Origin of the sequence: Vibrio sp. S/42/10 (assembly GCF_029890535.1) — a bacterium.
Classification (GTDB): domain Bacteria; phylum Pseudomonadota; class Gammaproteobacteria; order Enterobacterales; family Vibrionaceae; genus Vibrio; species Vibrio cyclitrophicus.
Genome location: NZ_JAKMZC010000002.1, coordinates 64,007 through 81,065, shown reverse-complemented (window position 1 = coordinate 81,065; position 17,059 = coordinate 64,007). Strand labels below are relative to the sequence as shown.

The following is a 17,059-nucleotide window of genomic DNA, read 5'->3' as shown; positions in this document are numbered from 1 at the left end:
AACTACAAAACACCTCTGGAATAATGTTCAACATCGGTCGGGAGATGCTGTCTCCCAATGAACTTATTGAGTCTAGATAATCATGACACTGTCGTTTATGGCTTGTCATTACAGCACTGCTAAGTAGTAGCAAAGTAAACCGTTACTCGTTAACTCGCACTTTGTTAGCAGTTGAAGCCATGGGCTTACTATCTAAATTCCCAATCATTCTTAAGGTATTTTTATGAAAAAGTTATTGTGTGTTTTAGGCGTTATCTCTCTAGCAGGTTGTTCAGGTATTAGTCACAACGATGAAGTTTACACTGCACACGCTGAAAGCTTCAATATTGTGGGTTTCCAAGTTCCTGGTAACACTCAAGATCGTGCAATGGAATTAGTGCCAGAAGGTGCAACGGTTGAAACAATTCGCTCAACAAACTCTGATACAAGCTCTGTTATGGGTATCATCAACCGTATTATCGGCATCGACTACGTTCAAGTGGGCGGTAAAAAGCAATAATTCCAAAAAAAACAGCAACTTGCTAAAGCTTGCGTACCTTTAAACGCTAGCTTTAGAAAGCTGAAACAATCTAAGCCAGTGACTATCCGTCGCTGGCTTTTTCATACCACTTATTTTGTGCTCTGTGCTAGATAAAGCTCCACTTGGCTAACTCTCTTGTAACTAATAATTCAGAAAATAAGACCAAAAGTCGTCAATTCCTTATCAAAATTTCCTTTAAATTCGGCTTAATAGTCTTTCGTTCAAACTGAACTCCCCAAATCGTTGATCCTTCTATCAACCCATCGCACATAAATTGCGGCACAGTTCAATTTTCGCAAAAAACTTAATTCTCTTGAAAAATAAACACTTAATAAAAGTGTCATCATTTTATAAACAAAAAAGGTGAATTGGTTCAAAAATAAACAGAAATGATTACTAGCTGTAAATGTGCAAGATATAAGTTTCATGAATAAAAGCGATCATTGCCATGCTACTAATTAATCAGATCGAATGATGTAAATTATTTGTAACGAGTTTGTTACTTTCGTCTTTGTTTTTACATGGAAAGAGAAAATAACAATGAAAATAAAGAAACGTTTAGTTGCCGTTGCTATAGCCAGCGCTATGTCTTTGTCTGTGCACGCAAGTGAATCCGTTCAAATCAATCAACCGATCAATTTTACTAACTTTTCTGGGTTAAATGCTCAATTAGGTGTCAGTAATGCCTCTAGCTTTGAGATGGTAAAAGAGGTGAGCCTCAAAAAGCGTGGTATCTACAAAGTTAAGATCCAACAGAACATCTGGGGAACACCTGTTTGGGGGCACTACCTAAATGCTACCCAAAGTGTTCAAGGTGGTGCGCTGAAATCCGTTCAAGGACGCTACCTTAAAACGTCGACCCTAGAGCGATCTTTTGTTAAGCCATCGATCAACAGCTCTCAAGCGGTTGAGCTTGCGAGTAAAGATCTCAAGGTTCAGGGCTTAACCAGCAAATCTTTAGACAACGTCCAACATGAACTGTTTATTTATCAAAGTTCAGGAAAACAAGGACATGACAAAACACGCCTAGTCTACGTTGTCTCTTATCTCGTTGAAGGCAGAGAACAGCCGACTCGACCATTCACCATGCTTGATGCACATACAGGCGAAGTTATCGACCGTTGGGAAGGTATTGCTCACGCACAGATCGGAACAGGCCCCGGTGGTAACGAAAAAACAGGCATTTACGAATACGGTACCGACTACCACTACCTTGATGTGGTAGAAAATGGCACAGAGTGTGTGATGGAATCGGAAAATGTTGTCACCGTTGACCTAAATGGTGCGACCGATGGCGACACCACGTATAGCTATGAATGTCCTCGTAACGAACATAAAGAAGTGAATGGAGCCTTCTCTCCGCTCAACGATGCACACTACTTCGGTAACATCGTGTTCGACATGTATAAGAACTGGTTCGACACAGCGCCACTCTCTTTCAAACTCATGATGCGTGTTCACTACGGTAACAACTACGAGAATGCATTTTGGGACGGCAAGGCAATGACCTTTGGCGATGGTGAAAACTTCTTCTATCCACTTGTTAGCCTAGACGTGTCAGCACACGAAGTGAGCCACGGTTTCACTGAGCAAAACTCAGGTTTGGTTTACGCGAATCAATCCGGGGGTATGAACGAAGCTTTCTCTGATATGGCGGGTGAAGCGGCTGAATACTACATGAAGGGCACCAATGACTGGATGGTCGGCCGAAATATCTTCAAAGGCGAAGGCGCGCTGCGTTACATGGACGATCCATCACGCGATGGTTCTTCTATCAACAACGCATCCGAATACTACGATGGCTTGAACGTGCATTACAGCTCAGGCGTGTTCAACAAAGCGTTCTACCACCTAGCAACCACACAAGGTTGGGACACCAAGAAAGCCTTCGAACTGTTCGTGTTAGCCAACCAAATCTACTGGTCTGAAAACACCGATTTTTGGCAAGGAGCTTGTGGTGTGAAAAACTCAGCAACTGACCTTGGTTACAGTGCCGAAGATGTGGTTTCTGCGTTCAACTTAGTCGGTGTATCACCTTGTGGCGAACCGCCACTTCCACCAGAACCGGAATATCAACGTCTTGAGAATAGTGTTGAAGCCGCAGTCGCTGGTGAAACGGGTTCGAAAACTTACTTCGATATCGAAGTACCAGAAGGCCAAGACAAGCTGACGATTGATCTTGCTGTGTCTACTGGTGACCCGGATATGTATGTCGGTCTAGATTATGTGCCAAGCTCTCAAGAAAATATTTGTAAGAGTGAAACCGTGACAGACGAAGTGTGTGTGATTGAAAACCCAACCGCAGGTCGTTACACGGTTAACGTTCTAGGTTACTCAGATTACGCAGGTGCAAACCTAACAGCATCGTACGAATCTGGCAATGCTAACGTACCGCCAGTTTCTTCTTTCGAACACACGGTTGTAGGCAAAGAAGTAGAACTGCGCAGCACAAGTTCGGATAGCGACGGTCAGATCGTTTCTTACCAATGGAACCTAGGCGATGGCAACACGCAAACAGGTGAAGTGACTCGTTATACCTATGCTGAAGCTGGCGACTACGTGGTTACCCTAACCGTGACTGACGATGCAGGCGTTGCAACATCAACAAGCAAATCTATCACGATTGAAGGTAACTCAGCGGAAGGCTTCCCACTAAAGCTGAAGTTTGGTAACAAAAACCCGAACGGCAAAGCTCGCGTTAAGCTGGCATGGGATTACGACACCAATGACTACTTCGTGATTAAGCGTAATGGCAAGAATGTTGGTGCTACAGACTTCAACTCATACGTCGACAAGTTCCGTCACAACGGCACAGTAGATGTTGAGTACCAAGTGTGTACCTCAAGCGATATCTGTTCAGAAACCAAGCACTACCGTTTCATTAAAGCACAATAATCGATAGTAAAATCAGGGCTCCGAAAGGGGCCCTTTTCGCGGTTATCTGTTTAGAAAATGAAACATCCACGCACTAAAAAAAATCACACCAATCAACACAACAATACTCACCATAAAAAGGACGACAAATGGCTATTCAAAAAAGCATGCTAGCTTTGGCTGTACTCGGAGGTTCTTTAGCCTTAATCAACAGTACTTCGGCTTACGCATCCCTAGGAATCACACCACCAGCGAACGAAGAAGTTTGGATCACCACCGATGCTGACGCACAGCATATAATGACTCAACATGGCGCAACGGTTTACCCAAGCGTGACTGGAAACAAGCATTCCATCGTCGCGAAAATCAACGCAAAACAGCTGGCTAAACTCTCTAGCCACATGCACGAAGAAACCCACCGCTGTGGTGGCTACATGGTGCATGAAGACAAAGCAAGCGCACTCAAAGCCGCAGCGATGCCACTGACAATGAGCACCTTCGAAAAGCCGGTGATCAGCCATCAAGACACAGTGAACGACCTACTCGCTCAGGTCGAGCCGAACAACATGGTCACGACCATCGAAAATCTAACCAACTTCACCAACCGTTTTTATACTACTTCTACTGGTGTCGCTGCTTCAGATTGGCTTTTAGATCGTTGGGAATCAGAAATTAAAGACGTACCGTATGCGTCTGCACGCCAGATCACGCATGCCGAATATCCGCAAAAATCCGTTGAAGTGACACTGCTTGGCGCTAAATATCCTGAAGAGATCGTCGTTGTTGGCGGACACCTTGATTCGACTGTTGGATCTTGGACAAGCGAAGGCACCATCTCACCGGGAGCCGATGATGATGCGTCTGGTATTGCGACCGTAACTGAGTCGCTTCGCCTGATGATCGCCAGTGGCATTCAGCCCGACAAAACAATTAAGTTCTATGGTTATGCAGCAGAAGAAGTAGGGCTGCGCGGCTCACAAGATGTCGCCAACGCTTTAAGAGACGAGCAAGCAAACGTTGTGTCGGTGTTGCAATTAGACATGACCAACTACAACGGTTCAGCGCACGATATCACCTTCATCACGGACTATACCGACAGCAACCTAAACGCCTACTTAAGCGAGCTGATCGACACTTACGCTAGCGACATCAGTTACGGTTTCGATGATTGTGGCTATGCCTGTTCTGACCACGCCTCTTGGCACAATGTTGGCTACCCAGCAGCCATGCCATTCGAAAGTATGTTCAACGACTACAACCCAAACATTCATACTCAGCACGACACGCTTGAGAACTCCGATCCAACAGCGACACATGCGACCAAGTTCGCCAAACTGGCCATTGCTTACCTTGTCGAAACCAGCCTTGATTCGCCCGTTGCAGGCCCTAAAGAGCTGCAAAATGACGTGCCTGTTGAAGGGCTTACTGCAGGATATGGTGAAGAGCAGTTCTTCACATTTACAACGGAAAGTGCAGGTCAGTTAACGGTGACATTAACAGGCCCTCGTAGTGGTGATGCGGATTTATATGTGAAACACAATGGTACAGTATCGAAAACAAGCTACGATTGCCGCCCATACCAAAATAGCAGTAACGAACAGTGTGTATTGAACAAACCAGCCGGTGAATTCAACATCATGGTGCATGGTTATCGTAACTTTAACGATGTCACTATCGTCGCAACCTTCGTTCCTGATTAGCTTTAAGTTTAGTTGCTAGCAACTAACTCGAGCAAACACGGCTAAAACTAAAAATCCGCGAGTTCGATCCTAAATAGAATGGAGCTGGCGGATTTTTTATTATCTTCGGAGAAAAGTTCGATCAATGATCTTCAGTTATCACAAGCCGTCTTTTTCATCACCTTGCCACAAATGTATTCGCCAATCGGCATCGCAGAAGTCGCTGCAGGCGATGGCGCATTACACACATGCAAGCTTCTTGGGCTTTCTGCAAACAGGAAGTCATGAACCAAAGTGCCATCTTTGAGCACCGCTTGAGCGCGTATGCCTGCTGGGTAAGGTTTGAAATCTGACACCGTAATGCTCGGGCAATATTTGTTGACCAATTTTAGATAGCCCGGCTTCCACCACGAGTTCTTAAGCTCGATCAAACCGGTTTTCAGATTATTCGCAGTCACTTTCCAAAAGCCCGAAAAGCTCAGCATCTGCCAAGTGTCCTTAAAACTAAAGTTCAGCTTGCCATAGCCTTCTCTCTTCCAACCTTGAACTGCATTTGGCCCTACCGTTACCGAGCCATCGATCATACGTGTTAAGTGCACACCCAAGAAAGGCAGTTCTGGGTCAGGGATCGGATAGATAAGGTGATTCACCACCTGGTTGTGTTTCGCGTCCAACTGATAATACTCACCGCGATAAGGGACGATTTGGAAGTCGGTTTCAATGCCAAGCATGCTGGTCATTCTGTCGGCCATCAAACCAGAACAAGTGATCAAGAATCGGCTGTTCAGTTGTAGAGTTTGACCATCGACTTTGCACGTTAACTGCACTTCATCTTCTTGCTCATCCGCCATGATCACTTCTGTGCCTAGACTAAGCTTGCCACCCGCCTCAACAAACTCTTGAGCCATTACTTCGGTGACTTTTTTGTAGTCGACGATACTGGTGGTTTTGACATAAATCGCGCCCAAGCCCGTGATGTTGGGCTCGGCAAGTTTCAGTTGCGCTTGGTCCAACAAATCGACATCAATGTCGTTATCATGACAACGTTGGTAGAGCGCGTTCATGCGCTCCACTTCCTGCTCATTGGTCGCGACCAACAGCTTACCGCAGTTTTCGACAGGGATATCGTGTTGGCTGCAAAAGGCGATAGTTCGCTCTACGCCACGCTTACAAAAATCGGCCTTTAAACTGCCTGGAGCGTAGTAAACACCCGCGTGAATCACACCGCTGTTGTGGCCAGTTTGGTGCTGCGCGAAGCCACGCTCCTTTTCGACTAAAAGGATACTTTTATCAGGGTGAGCTTGCTGTAATTGCCATGCCGTCGACACACCAACAATGCCACCACCAACGATAATATAGTCGTATGTTGAGTTCATAATATTCCTACATTCAATCCTTTAATTATAGGGAAGACGCGACAGTGTTAGACCCGGTTTGAGGTAACTTTTTTTCCTCACTTTCTGATTCCTTTTTCACTTGATTTGCATCGTATTTACGACCGCTGTAGATGAAGATACCAACAAAAATGGCAACACATACCAAACGGATCACGACTGAAACATCAGGCCATACTAGAGCTACACCTATCGCAACCAACACTACTCGAGTAATAATATTAACTTCGCTCTCTAAATAACCTTCAATCGCCGCGATAAACGCGTAAGTACCAATAACAGCAAAGCCACCCGTGACTAACACGGAGGCCACATCCCAACTTACCAAGTTAGTGTAGGCAATCAACAATGGTACTAAATACAAGCCTTTGGCGATCTTCCATGCCATTAAGCCCGTTCTCATCGGGGGTGTTTTAGCAATGGTTGCAGCCGCAAATGCAGTTAAACAAACAGGCGGAGTCACGTTGCTGTCTTGCGATAACCAGAAAATAATTAAGTGAGCCGAAAGCAGTGCAAGGCTGATAGCTTCTAAGCCAAGGCTCTGTTCAAGCAGAGTTTCCACAAAATCAGCAGGAACTAACGCAATCATCTCTTTCGCCGTTTCCAACGCCATCGGTGCGTTCAATAGATCAAGCTTATCTGGCGCAGCCAACATAAAGATGGCTTTAGCTTGCTCAGGAAGCTGCCCTGACACCAACAAGTCGAGCAGTTGACTTTCAGCAATCAATTTATACAAGGCAGGAGCAGACAATGTTCCCAACACAATATAAGCCGCCGTTACTGGTAACCCCATACCCAGAATCAAAGACGCCAGTGCGATCAACGCAATCATCACCAGTAACTCGCCATTCGCCCAGCTGTTGATCATCAAAGAGAAGGTGTTACCAATTCCCGTAGTGCTAATGACATTAACAACTAGACCAATACCAACTAGTAACACAGCCGTTGTCGCCATGTTTTTTGCGCCTTGAGACAAAGCTTCAATGATCGCTTTCGGTCCCATTTTGTGATTTTTAGAGAACCATGATGCCACCACCACAGAAAGAATCGAAATACCCGCAGCGTAAGTCGGCGTAAAGCCTTGAACGAGCAAAGTCACTAACACGGCCAATGGGATCAGGTTGTGCCAGCCCGATAGCAATACCTTTAACAAAGGTTCACAGCCAGAGGTCACCTTTTGTACACCACTACGCTTCGCTTCAATACGCACGAAAAAGGCCACTGACAAAAAGTAGATAAGCGCAGGAACAAAGGAAACCGCAATAATATCGACATAAGGGATCTGCGTGTAAGAGGCCATGATGAACGCGCCCGCACCCATCACAGGTGGCATCAACTGCCCGCCAGTGGATGCAGCCGCTTCAACACCTGCCGCGAAACGCGAAGGGAAACCTGCCTTTTGCATCAAGGGAATACTGATCACGCCCGTCGATACTGTGTTTGCTACGCTCGACCCGGAGACAGAGCCCATCAAGCCGGAGCCAATAACGGCAATGAAACCAGGGCCACCAATCACTTTGCCCGCCGCGGCACGGGATACATCAATAATGTAGTCGCCGACACCAGATCGAACTAAAAATGCGCCAAATAAGATGAACATGAACACGAAGGTCCAACTGATTCTTGAGATCGAACCAAACATCCCTTCTGATGAGTAAAAGCTTCGATAAAGTAACGTCTCAAGGCTTAAACCCGGAAAATGAAAAATACCGCTGGTCCATTGTCCCCAAAGCACTACATAACTTAAGCACACTAAGATAAGCACTGGAATGAACCAGCCCATAGTGCGTCTAATCAGCTCAATGACGATGGCAATCGCCAAGATAGAGAAAAACCAATCACTGGCGATAAATTTTACGCCTCGGTCATACAACGCATCTTCGGCAAAGGGAATGTAGATAAGGCAAGCTAAAGCAGCCAAGGCAATCCCAATATCGATAGCTAATGCTATTTTGCTTTTTTTAAGCGAGACATGGGCGGGATACCAAAGTGCGCAAATGATTGCGAAACCAGCGAAATGCGTCGCCGAAATCCAAAGCTCTGGCAAGGTAGATAAGGTATTAAACCAAATATGTAGGAGGGAGAGTATCACTCCCATAGTCGTTATTGCTTTGCCTACCCAAGGGAAATCTGTTCGGGTAGGCAATTCGAATTTTTTCAGTTCCTGCTGCAGCGAATCGCTCATAGAAAACTCCTGCTCTCCACAGCCAAACGCGCAGAGAAAATCCATAAAGTAAGGTGGTGCGTTTTCACTTCAAATAATCGAACGAGTCGGAGACCGTCAAATCAGACAAAGTAGCCGAAACAGATGAAAACGCACCAAGCAATTAATTAACGCGAATATTCAGTTCACGCCAAATAGCGAGTTAGAGATAAATGGCTAATCGAAGACAAAGAGTTAGTCGACGATCAACTCAGAAGGGATTTCTATACCCACTTCTTTATAGTAACGAGCAGCACCAGGGTGAAGCGGAACAGGAAGGCCTGCGATCCCTTTCTCAAGTGCCATTGCTTTGGTTGCTTTGTGGATACCTTGTAGGAAAGGTAGGTTTTCATAGATAGCTTTGGTCAGTTGATACACATCTTCTTCAGAAATGTCTTCACGAACCGCTAGGAAGTTAGGTTGGGCAATCGTAGTAATTGGTTTATCGACACCTGGATAAGTGTTTGCTGGGATCTCATACTTGGTCCAGATATTATAATCACCATTCGCTTGTTTGATTTGTGCATCGGTAAACGACAAGATTTGAATATCTTCACCCAGTGCTGCAAAGGCTTGCGTCACCGCACCAACAGGAACACCAGCAGGCGTGTTCATACCATCAATTGTGCCATTTTGTAATGCGCTCGCACTGCCACCGTAACCCATAAAGGCGAGTTTAAATTGTTCTGGGTCCACGGATAGGCCTTGCATGATTTGACGACCTGAGTTTTCAGTCCCAGAGTTCTTCTTACCGATAGAGAATTTCTTACCGTTTAGGTTCTCTAGATCGCTTACTGTACCTGTTTTTGCTAGATCTGAACGCACAATAAAGTGTTCTACGTTTTGCCATAACATGGAAACTGAACGCAGTTGAGTTTGTCTGCCAGATTTCTCATATGGCCCCAAACCCTGCCAAGCCCAAGCACCATACAAACCTTGTAGAATGGCGAACTGAGCTTCGTTCTCATTCAACAACTTTACGTTCTCACCCGAGCCCGCAGAGCTGATAGCCGCTAAAGAAAAGTGCTGCTTAGGCGCAAGCTTAACTTTACTCAATGTCGCTAAGGCCACACCTACCGGATAGTAAGTACCACCCGTTGAGGCCGTCGCTAAAATATAGCTGCGATCTTCTTCAGCTGACGCATTACTGATAAGGCCAAGAGAAGCCATTGCTATCGCTAAAGTTTTAACTAGCTTGTTGTATTTCATTGTTACTCTCCATGTAGGGTTATTCACGTTATATTTTTGTTAACAACAATCACTAGATAGCAAGCACAATGCCAATTTTTAAACTACTGTTTTTATTATGATTTATTTTAAAAGCCACCTAAAGCAAGCCATTTTCTGCTTATTTCACTACTAATGAGTAAGCTATTTTTTGCTTATCCAAAGCCGCAGTTAACATCCCCTTAAAGGTGGTCAGGTCACATCATGTTATATTTATGTGATCAATGTTTGTAAAGTGATAAATATACGATGAGCCATTTATTGCTCATCAATATCCAATAAACACGACTGTCAAACCGATCATTGAGAATCGACGTAGTCACTTCGATTCAACCCATAACGCACCATCTTTTGGTTCAATGTTCGACGAGGTAAATCCAAGTCTTGCATAACATCATTGATGCGTCCCTGATAACGCACTAGCGCATCATGAATCACTTTCCGTTCAAAGCTCTGCACTTGAACCGCCAACGGGATGCCTGCCGTTGTGGACTCTGTGACAGAATTAGGACGACACGCCAAAATATCACCAACGGTCAGGCTTTCATCCAGCGCAAAACGAATCGCAACATTACGCAGTTCACGCACATTGCCCGGCCATGCATACGACAACAAGGCATAGCGATCGGCTTCACTGGCCGCTCGGGTTTCGCTGTTTGCTTCTTGAGTGAAGTGTTCAAAAAGGATAAGAGCATCGTCTTCTCGTTCACTAAGGGGAGGTAAATGCAGTTGAGCAACGTTCAAACGATAGAAAAGATCTTGGCGAAAGTCAGGATGATTTAAAAGGTCGCATTTCGAAGCTGAAACTATTCTTAAATCAACATGTTGCTGTTGATTACCACCGACACGTTCAACAACATTGTCTTGTAAAGTACGTAGCACTTTTACTTGCATCGACAACGGCATACTTTCTATTTCGTCAAGAAAGACCGTACCTTTGTCGGCAAATTCAAGCTTACCAATGCGTCGTTTAGCAGCACCAGTAAATGCTCCGGCTTCATGACCAAACAGCTCGCTTTCAAATAGATTCTCTGGAATCGCACCACAGTTTAGTGGCACAAAAGGATGAGGTTTACGCTGACTAAATTTATGTAAACAAGAGGCAACGAGCTCTTTCCCACAGCCAGTTTCACCATAAATGATCACGTTGGTATCAATTGAAGCGACCTTTTGTATTTGTTCTCGTAATGCACACATCACTCTGCTGCGGCCAATCAGAACTTGTTCAATGCCCTTCAGGTTATCCAAATAGCTTTGACGATTTATCCTATCTTGACCACTTTGATGTTTATCTACCGCTTCCGATACCGTTTGAGACAAACGCTCTGGATCGAACGGCTTTTCTATAAAATCATACGCGCCTTGCTGTAATGCCTTAACGGCCATATCGACATCACCATGTCCGGTGATCAAGATAACAGGTACTTCTGGCACCAAATCTTTAAAGCGACTTAACAGTTCAACACCATCAATATCAGGTAAGCGCACATCGCTAATGATGGTCTGAAAATCACCTTCCACGACCGCATCTAACGCGTCTTGTCCAACCTCAAATGCGGTGACATCGAAGCCTGCCAACTGCAACCATTGGCTGGTTGCTTGACGCACAATTGCATCATCTTCAATCAAAGCAATACGTTGCATGATCTCTTCCCATCGCTTACACCTAAATAATATCGACCACGGTATGTAAAAAAGCCGCAGACTAAAAGGAGCTAGCTCCCACTTTGAATAACACTCCTTTAACAGTTTTATAATGTTTGCTAGCTTCAATTTGTTCCAGATTCAACCTTCCATGTGGTAATAAAACGCAGCTTTTCAACTCAATAATTTAAAAAGGATTTAATCAAGAATGGTTAACAAAAATCGATATTGGTTGTTCCTGTTTGCCTGTTTATTGATTGGTTTAATTCAGGTAACTACCAAAAGTGGCATAAGCCAATGGAAGCTAGAACAAGCTCAGCGTTACGCAGAACAGCGCTTCCTTGGATACATTGCCGAAGCAAGACGCACGCTCAAACGTTTTTACTATTTGCCTTATCTCGTGACGAACGATGAAACCAGCGTGCGTTTTATTGATGGTGACATTCGCCTCCAAAAACACATTAAAAAACAGCTGATTCAGTTAGACAAAGCGGCTAACACCAAAGGATGGTATCTACTCTCTGCAAACGGTGATTTGCTTGTTTCTAGCGTAGAAAGGAACAAACTCAGTAAAAAAAGCGCCAGCACTATTGTCGCTAAGATCCACCAGCAAGGCGGTGCGATCTCCCTAGTAACCAAAAATAAAGGCGTCACACCCGATTATTTTATTGCTGCACCCGTTTATCGAGCATCCGATGTGGTAGGCATTGTTGCAGTACAAATTGATTTATCATTACTGATCGACCAATGGTTTGCCGATGGTGAAGCCATCTTGTTTCAAAACCCTCGCGATCAGTTTTTTCTATCGAGTGATCACCGATTGAATGCAGATTGGTTCAATGAAAATTTCACTTCACAACCGCTCGCTACAAAGCGTGAGCTATATGACCAAACCCACATTCGCGTATGGCGACTGAAAGATAAAGATTACCTTATTCAATCCATAAAGTTAGACGACCTGAATTGGCGCTTAACCTACCTAACGCCGTTAACCAGCCTAAACCAAACCACAAGTTGGATAAGTTGGAGCGTCGCAGTAGGTTGTCTGTTCATTCTGTTATTGCTGGTTATTCTTTATCAAAGACGTCAGAAAAAGCTCAGCAATTTACGAATACAAAAACTCATCGAAGAGTCGGAAAAGCGTCTGTCTGGGATGATCAATAAAACGCACGTTGGGCTAGTGCTGATCGACAAACATGGTCATATCCATGATATTAATCTCATGGCCAAGAACTACTTCTCACTATCCGATTCAATGATCAGTAACATCAAAGTTTGGCAGTTATTTGAGGCAGGCAATCCAAATTCAACCACCTTGCAGTTGCTTCAGAACCTAGAGCAACACCAAGAACTGGCCGAAATAACCAGCGTCGAAACCATGGCAAGACGCAGCGATGGTAGCTACTTTCCGGTACTGTTTTCTATAAGTGCCTTTCCTTGGCATGCGACCACTTATTATCTGTGTACCGTGATCGATATTAGTAAGCGCAAAAAAGCAGAAATTGCAGTGCAAAACGCTAATAAAACGCTTCAACTACGTGTAGAAGAGCGAACACAAGACCTGAAAGACGCACAACAAGAACTGGTTGAATCAAGCAAACTTGCCGCACTAGGGCGGATGTCGAGTGCGATCACTCATGAGCTTAATCAACCGCTTACTGGTCTAAAAACCCTGCTTTCAAGTAATCAACTACTGATGGAAAGAGGCGAGACCAAGATGTTGAAAGCGAACATGGACTTAGTGATGAGTCTTATCGACCGAATGGCAAACATGACCAGCCAATTGAAGTCATTCGCCTTTAAAAGACTTGAAAAGCCATACCCAGTGTCACTGACAGACGCACTGCAAGAAACCCTACGCATTCACCAAGCCGATCTCGAAAACGTCGATATTCGAGTACGAATCGCCTCCAATATTTCTATGGTGATGGGTGAAGAAGCCAGGCTAAGCCAAGTTCTTGGAAACCTGATTCGAAACGCAATAGACGCCACTCAAAATCAAACACCCGCGACCATTGTTATCAGCGCACATACCGATCAACAACGCGTGATCATCAAAGTGCAAGATAATGGCTGTGGCGTATCAGAAGACCAACTCGAAACCATTTTCGAACCCTTCCATACCAACAAAAAGATGGGCGAAGGCTTAGGACTCGGGCTGGCTATAACAGCAAACAATGTTCGGGATATGCAAGGTACCTTGATAGCGAAAAACAACCCAGACCAAGGCATGACATTCACGTTAACGCTACAGAATAGTGATAGTGCGTAGTTACTAATATGACTCAAAAATTACGATAATTGACTCGTATATATTTTAGCTTATTAAGAGAGTACATCTTGGTAGGTATTCGTGTCTGACGCATGAATCGGTTGAGCAAACAGTGACTAAAGTATCAACGAAACAATCAAGCAAGAACCTAGACATCAACCGCACTCTGTTCAAAGGGCAAGACGTTGAAACCGCAGCCAGCTGGCTGCATAGCACCAGACAAATCATTGCTGTCGGTATAGGTGGCGGTTCGACAATCGCCTCTCAAGAGCCGTAACACCGACTGTTTCGATTAATCTAACCAACCGAGGCTAAGATAAACTCGACTCGTACCTCAACAGATAGCTTAGGCACTTCCACCAGCTGATAACCAAACTGATTATAGGCTGTCACCATCTTTTCATAGGTGGCGATCGCTTCATCAAAATCTTGCTTGCGCTCTTGGTCATTGATGAAAATCGAATCCCATGGCGGGAAGATAAATACCTTGCTGTTGTATTCCAGTTCATTACAGTTATTCATCAAAGGCTCTGAAATAGGCAACGTTTCTAACAAGCTGTAACCGTATGAATCTACGATGCTTCTATCAAAGAAAACGAGTTGCTCACTTTCCTCAAACGCTTGGTAATTCGCTAACTCCTCTCGCACCATTTCGTCACGAAAAGCCACTTTATCTAACCACGGCAAGGCTCTACCTTGTTGCTCGACTTGTTGCTGAATCACTTTACGTCCAACTTCTGGTGCGCAGCGATAGCCCAGACTTTTCAAAGCATCGATGACTGAGGTTTTTCCAGATCCCGGCCCTCCGGTAAATACGATTAGATTGTTCAAATAAACCTCTTCAAAATGGAAAGTTAACGAATCGGACCTAAACGAAACCCAAGTTAACGAATTAAGGATAGAATGAACTTAAATTCTGGTGCACGACAATCTTTCACTAGCTCGTATAAGCTCATTTCCAATCCTGTGATTTGGATACCAGCATCGGTTAGTCGACGGATTGCCAGCCCCTTGTTGAGTGCGGTTCGCGAGCTAATACAATCACTAACCACTTGAACCTTGAACCCAAGTTCCAACAAACCCACTGCGGTTTGATAGACACAAATGTGAGCTTCAATACCACAAACCAACCACGTATCCACATCTTTGGCTTGCACTGCCTCAACAAACTTGGGCTCGTTACACGCGTTGAACGTAAATTTTTGTATCGGCTTAGCATCACTCAATAGGTCATTAAGTTCGTCGACCGTAGCACCTAACTTCTCAGAATTCTGCTCCAAGCTAACAATTGGCAGCCCCAAAACCTGCACGCCCTTAATCAACTTTCTACAGTTAGAAATTAGCGTATCGCTCTCATCGACGAGGTACGCTAACTTGCCTTGAACATCCACAACAACCAAGCCTGTCTTTTCTTTGATTAGCATTACTTTTTCCTTGTTATGGATGAATCAAACGCTTGGGTTTATCAAAAAAAATCACCTACAGCGCTAGTGAGCCATTAAAAAATATTTTTATTTCAATAGTTTAGTATAAAAAACCAATCAAGGAAAAATTAAAAACATCGTTTTATTTAGCAAATTTAACCATTTGTCAATATATGAATTTTATTTATATACAATATAACCGCGCAAAATCTCGTTAACTATTGAAAACTCTAGAGCCGCATATAATCGCACGATGAATGAGAAGATAGGTTTCATTTCTGAGGGTTTTACAGATCAAAAATCAGCGATACCGTGACTTCCATCACAGGATAAGTAAACAAGGTATTATCATGAAAAAATCAGCATTAGCACTCGGTTTAATTGGTTTAGTTTCACTTCCAACTTTAGCAGCAGGCACTGATGGAGGTGCCTATCTCGGTGGTGGGCTTAGTGTCTATCAAGGCTCAGACACAGACGGTGCGCCAAGCCTAGATTCAGACGGAATGGGCTACAACCTATACGGCGGTTATCAATTCAACCGTATCGTTGGCGTGGAACTTGGCTACAACGATTATGCAGACTACAAGAACAGCACAGACAAACTTTCACCAACGTCTATTTCTGTATCAGCTAACCTCGGTTATACGTTCGACAACACCATTCGTCCATTTGTACTTGCAGGTTTAAGCTCGGTCGACCTTCATGCAAATAGCGCAGCAAACTATGATGACGACAGTGGCACTGGCTTCCACTTTGGTGTCGGTGTTGAATACACACCAATTGAGCACTTAACACTTCGCCTGATTTCTCAAGCGGATGCGGTAAATGTGGAAGACAACTATTCCTTCGGAAGTAACGGCTCATTCAAAAGTGATGATCACACACTTGCGTTCAATAGTGTTAGCTTCGGTGGTTCATACAACTTCTGATGTGCTCCCAGTGATTACATAGTAAGTAAATAACCAAAATTCACTTTGCTGCTCTGCCCTGTAATAAGACAGCACAGTAAAGTGAATTTTTGTTTCTATGTAACGATTCAACTTACAAAGCCATACAGTAATGAGTAAAAAACTCAGGGATAATTGTCAACAACGGTCTAGAGGCCACAAACTAAAAACGATTAACAATCGATAGTGACTGACAATCACATTTGAAGACATGACAGAGTGAGTAACAAAGATGAACAAGATAGCGAAATCAGCATTAGCACTAGGTTTAATTGGCGCAGTATCTCTTCCAGCTTTAGCAGCAGGAACTGACGGCGGTGCTTACATTGGTGGCGGACTTAGTATCTACCAAGATTCTGATACAGATGGTCAAGGTAATTTAGATTCAAATGGCATGGGCTACAACCTATACGGCGGTTACCAATTCAATCGCATCATTGGTGTTGAGCTTGGCTACAACGATTACGCAGACTACAAAAAGGGGGCAGCAAAACTGTCGCCAACATCTATTTCAGCATCTGCAAACATCGGTTACACGTTCGACAATACTATCCGTCCATTCGTATTGGCTGGTTTAAGTTCTGTTGACCTAAATGCAAACCAGAGTGCTGGTTATGATGACGACAGTGGTACTGGTTTCCACTTTGGTGTCGGTGTTGAATACACGCCAATCGAACACCTAACACTTCGCCTAATTTCACAAGCAGATGCGGCGAGTGTTGAGAACGACTACGGCTTTAAGAAAGAAGACAAAACACTTGCCTTCAACAGCATTAGCTTCGGTGGTTCATACAACTTCTAATGTGATTGAATTACATAGAATAAGCTAAATATACTAATTCACTTTGCTGTTCCACCTTGTCATGAAGGTCACT

The 17,059-nt window shown here is 44.2% G+C and carries 13 protein-coding genes; 7 read left to right on the top strand and 6 right to left on the bottom strand.

Annotated features, from left to right (window positions below):
- Nucleotides 1-223: 223 nt before the first annotated feature.
- From L8S15_RS02695 to L8S15_RS02685, 3 genes are all read left to right on the top strand, one after another.
- The gene (locus tag L8S15_RS02695; protein WP_010432049.1) at nucleotides 224-499 is read left to right on the top strand and encodes a hypothetical protein; all 276 of its coding nucleotides are present in this window, start codon (nucleotides 224-226) and stop codon (nucleotides 497-499) included.
- A gap of 561 nt (nucleotides 500-1,060) precedes the next feature.
- Nucleotides 1,061-3,415, top strand: coding sequence for a M4 family metallopeptidase (locus tag L8S15_RS02690; protein ID WP_280571970.1), 2,355 nt, complete (start codon nucleotides 1,061-1,063; stop codon nucleotides 3,413-3,415).
- 128 nt (nucleotides 3,416-3,543) lie between these two features.
- The gene (locus L8S15_RS02685; protein ID WP_016794862.1) at nucleotides 3,544-5,094 is read left to right on the top strand and encodes a M28 family metallopeptidase; all 1,551 of its coding nucleotides are present in this window, start codon (nucleotides 3,544-3,546) and stop codon (nucleotides 5,092-5,094) included.
- A gap of 131 nt (nucleotides 5,095-5,225) precedes the next feature.
- Here L8S15_RS02685 and lhgO read toward each other — a convergent pair whose 3' ends face one another.
- The 4 genes from lhgO to L8S15_RS02665 all read right to left on the bottom strand — a co-directional run bounded on the left by lhgO (nucleotide 5,226) and on the right by L8S15_RS02665 (nucleotide 11,541).
- Nucleotides 5,226-6,449 carry an L-2-hydroxyglutarate oxidase gene (gene lhgO / locus L8S15_RS02680; protein WP_016794863.1) on the bottom strand — a complete coding sequence of 408 codons (1,224 nt, stop codon included), beginning with the start codon at nucleotides 6,447-6,449 and terminating at the stop codon, nucleotides 5,226-5,228.
- A 25-nt stretch (nucleotides 6,450-6,474) separates the two neighbouring features.
- Entirely contained in the window at nucleotides 6,475-8,652 is a 2,178-nt protein-coding gene (locus tag L8S15_RS02675; RefSeq protein WP_016767107.1) for a TRAP transporter permease, read from the bottom strand.
- Between the two features lie 213 nt (nucleotides 8,653-8,865).
- Nucleotides 8,866-9,879, bottom strand: coding sequence for a TAXI family TRAP transporter solute-binding subunit (locus L8S15_RS02670; protein WP_010432072.1), 1,014 nt, complete (start codon nucleotides 9,877-9,879; stop codon nucleotides 8,866-8,868).
- 318 nt (nucleotides 9,880-10,197) lie between these two features.
- Complete coding sequence (locus L8S15_RS02665; protein ID WP_010432074.1) at nucleotides 10,198-11,541, bottom strand: sigma-54 dependent transcriptional regulator; 1,344 nt, start codon at nucleotides 11,539-11,541, stop codon at nucleotides 10,198-10,200.
- A gap of 208 nt (nucleotides 11,542-11,749) precedes the next feature.
- On the opposite strand from L8S15_RS02665, the gene L8S15_RS02660 reads away from it, so the two are divergent.
- A complete protein-coding gene (locus tag L8S15_RS02660) occupies nucleotides 11,750-13,813 on the top strand; it encodes an ATP-binding protein (RefSeq protein ID WP_016797841.1) in 2,064 nt (687 codons plus the stop codon).
- Nucleotides 13,814-13,925: 112 nt separating this feature from the next.
- Entirely contained in the window at nucleotides 13,926-14,090 is a 165-nt protein-coding gene (locus L8S15_RS02655) for a hypothetical protein (RefSeq protein WP_010432080.1), read from the top strand.
- A 20-nt stretch (nucleotides 14,091-14,110) separates the two neighbouring features.
- Here L8S15_RS02655 and L8S15_RS02650 read toward each other — a convergent pair whose 3' ends face one another.
- Nucleotides 14,111-14,644 (bottom strand): AAA family ATPase, encoded by a 534-nt coding sequence (locus tag L8S15_RS02650; RefSeq protein WP_016787456.1) that lies wholly within the window; start codon nucleotides 14,642-14,644, stop codon nucleotides 14,111-14,113.
- A 53-nt stretch (nucleotides 14,645-14,697) separates the two neighbouring features.
- Complete coding sequence (locus L8S15_RS02645; RefSeq protein ID WP_010432085.1) at nucleotides 14,698-15,237, bottom strand: isochorismatase family protein; 540 nt, start codon at nucleotides 15,235-15,237, stop codon at nucleotides 14,698-14,700.
- Nucleotides 15,238-15,587: 350 nt separating this feature from the next.
- Between L8S15_RS02645 and L8S15_RS02640 the strand changes: the two genes are divergently transcribed.
- Together L8S15_RS02640 and L8S15_RS02635 are read left to right on the top strand one after the other, a co-directional pair.
- Nucleotides 15,588-16,166, top strand: a complete 579-nt coding sequence (locus L8S15_RS02640; protein ID WP_010432088.1) for a porin family protein — start codon at nucleotides 15,588-15,590, stop codon at nucleotides 16,164-16,166.
- A gap of 250 nt (nucleotides 16,167-16,416) precedes the next feature.
- Nucleotides 16,417-16,986, top strand: a complete 570-nt coding sequence (locus tag L8S15_RS02635) for a porin family protein (protein WP_280571968.1) — start codon at nucleotides 16,417-16,419, stop codon at nucleotides 16,984-16,986.
- The last annotated feature ends 73 nt before the right edge of the window (nucleotides 16,987-17,059 follow it).

Bases quoted from the DNA above. Each gene is read 5' to 3' on its own strand.
- L8S15_RS02695 (WP_010432049.1), top strand. From the start codon at position 224: ATGAAAAAGTTATTGTGTGTTTTAGGCGTTATCTCTCTAGCAGGTTGT.
- L8S15_RS02690 (WP_280571970.1), top strand. From the start codon at position 1,061: ATGAAAATAAAGAAACGTTTAGTTGCCGTTGCTATAGCCAGCGCTATG.
- L8S15_RS02685 (WP_016794862.1), top strand. From the start codon at position 3,544: ATGGCTATTCAAAAAAGCATGCTAGCTTTGGCTGTACTCGGAGGTTCT.
- lhgO (WP_016794863.1), bottom strand. From the start codon at position 6,449: ATGAACTCAACATACGACTATATTATCGTTGGTGGTGGCATTGTTGGT.
- L8S15_RS02675 (WP_016767107.1), bottom strand. From the start codon at position 8,652: ATGAGCGATTCGCTGCAGCAGGAACTGAAAAAATTCGAATTGCCTACC.
- L8S15_RS02670 (WP_010432072.1), bottom strand. From the start codon at position 9,879: ATGAAATACAACAAGCTAGTTAAAACTTTAGCGATAGCAATGGCTTCT.
- L8S15_RS02665 (WP_010432074.1), bottom strand. From the start codon at position 11,541: ATGCAACGTATTGCTTTGATTGAAGATGATGCAATTGTGCGTCAAGCA.
- L8S15_RS02660 (WP_016797841.1), top strand. From the start codon at position 11,750: ATGGTTAACAAAAATCGATATTGGTTGTTCCTGTTTGCCTGTTTATTG.
- L8S15_RS02645 (WP_010432085.1), bottom strand. From the start codon at position 15,237: ATGCTAATCAAAGAAAAGACAGGCTTGGTTGTTGTGGATGTTCAAGGC.
- L8S15_RS02640 (WP_010432088.1), top strand. From the start codon at position 15,588: ATGAAAAAATCAGCATTAGCACTCGGTTTAATTGGTTTAGTTTCACTT.
- L8S15_RS02635 (WP_280571968.1), top strand. From the start codon at position 16,417: ATGAACAAGATAGCGAAATCAGCATTAGCACTAGGTTTAATTGGCGCA.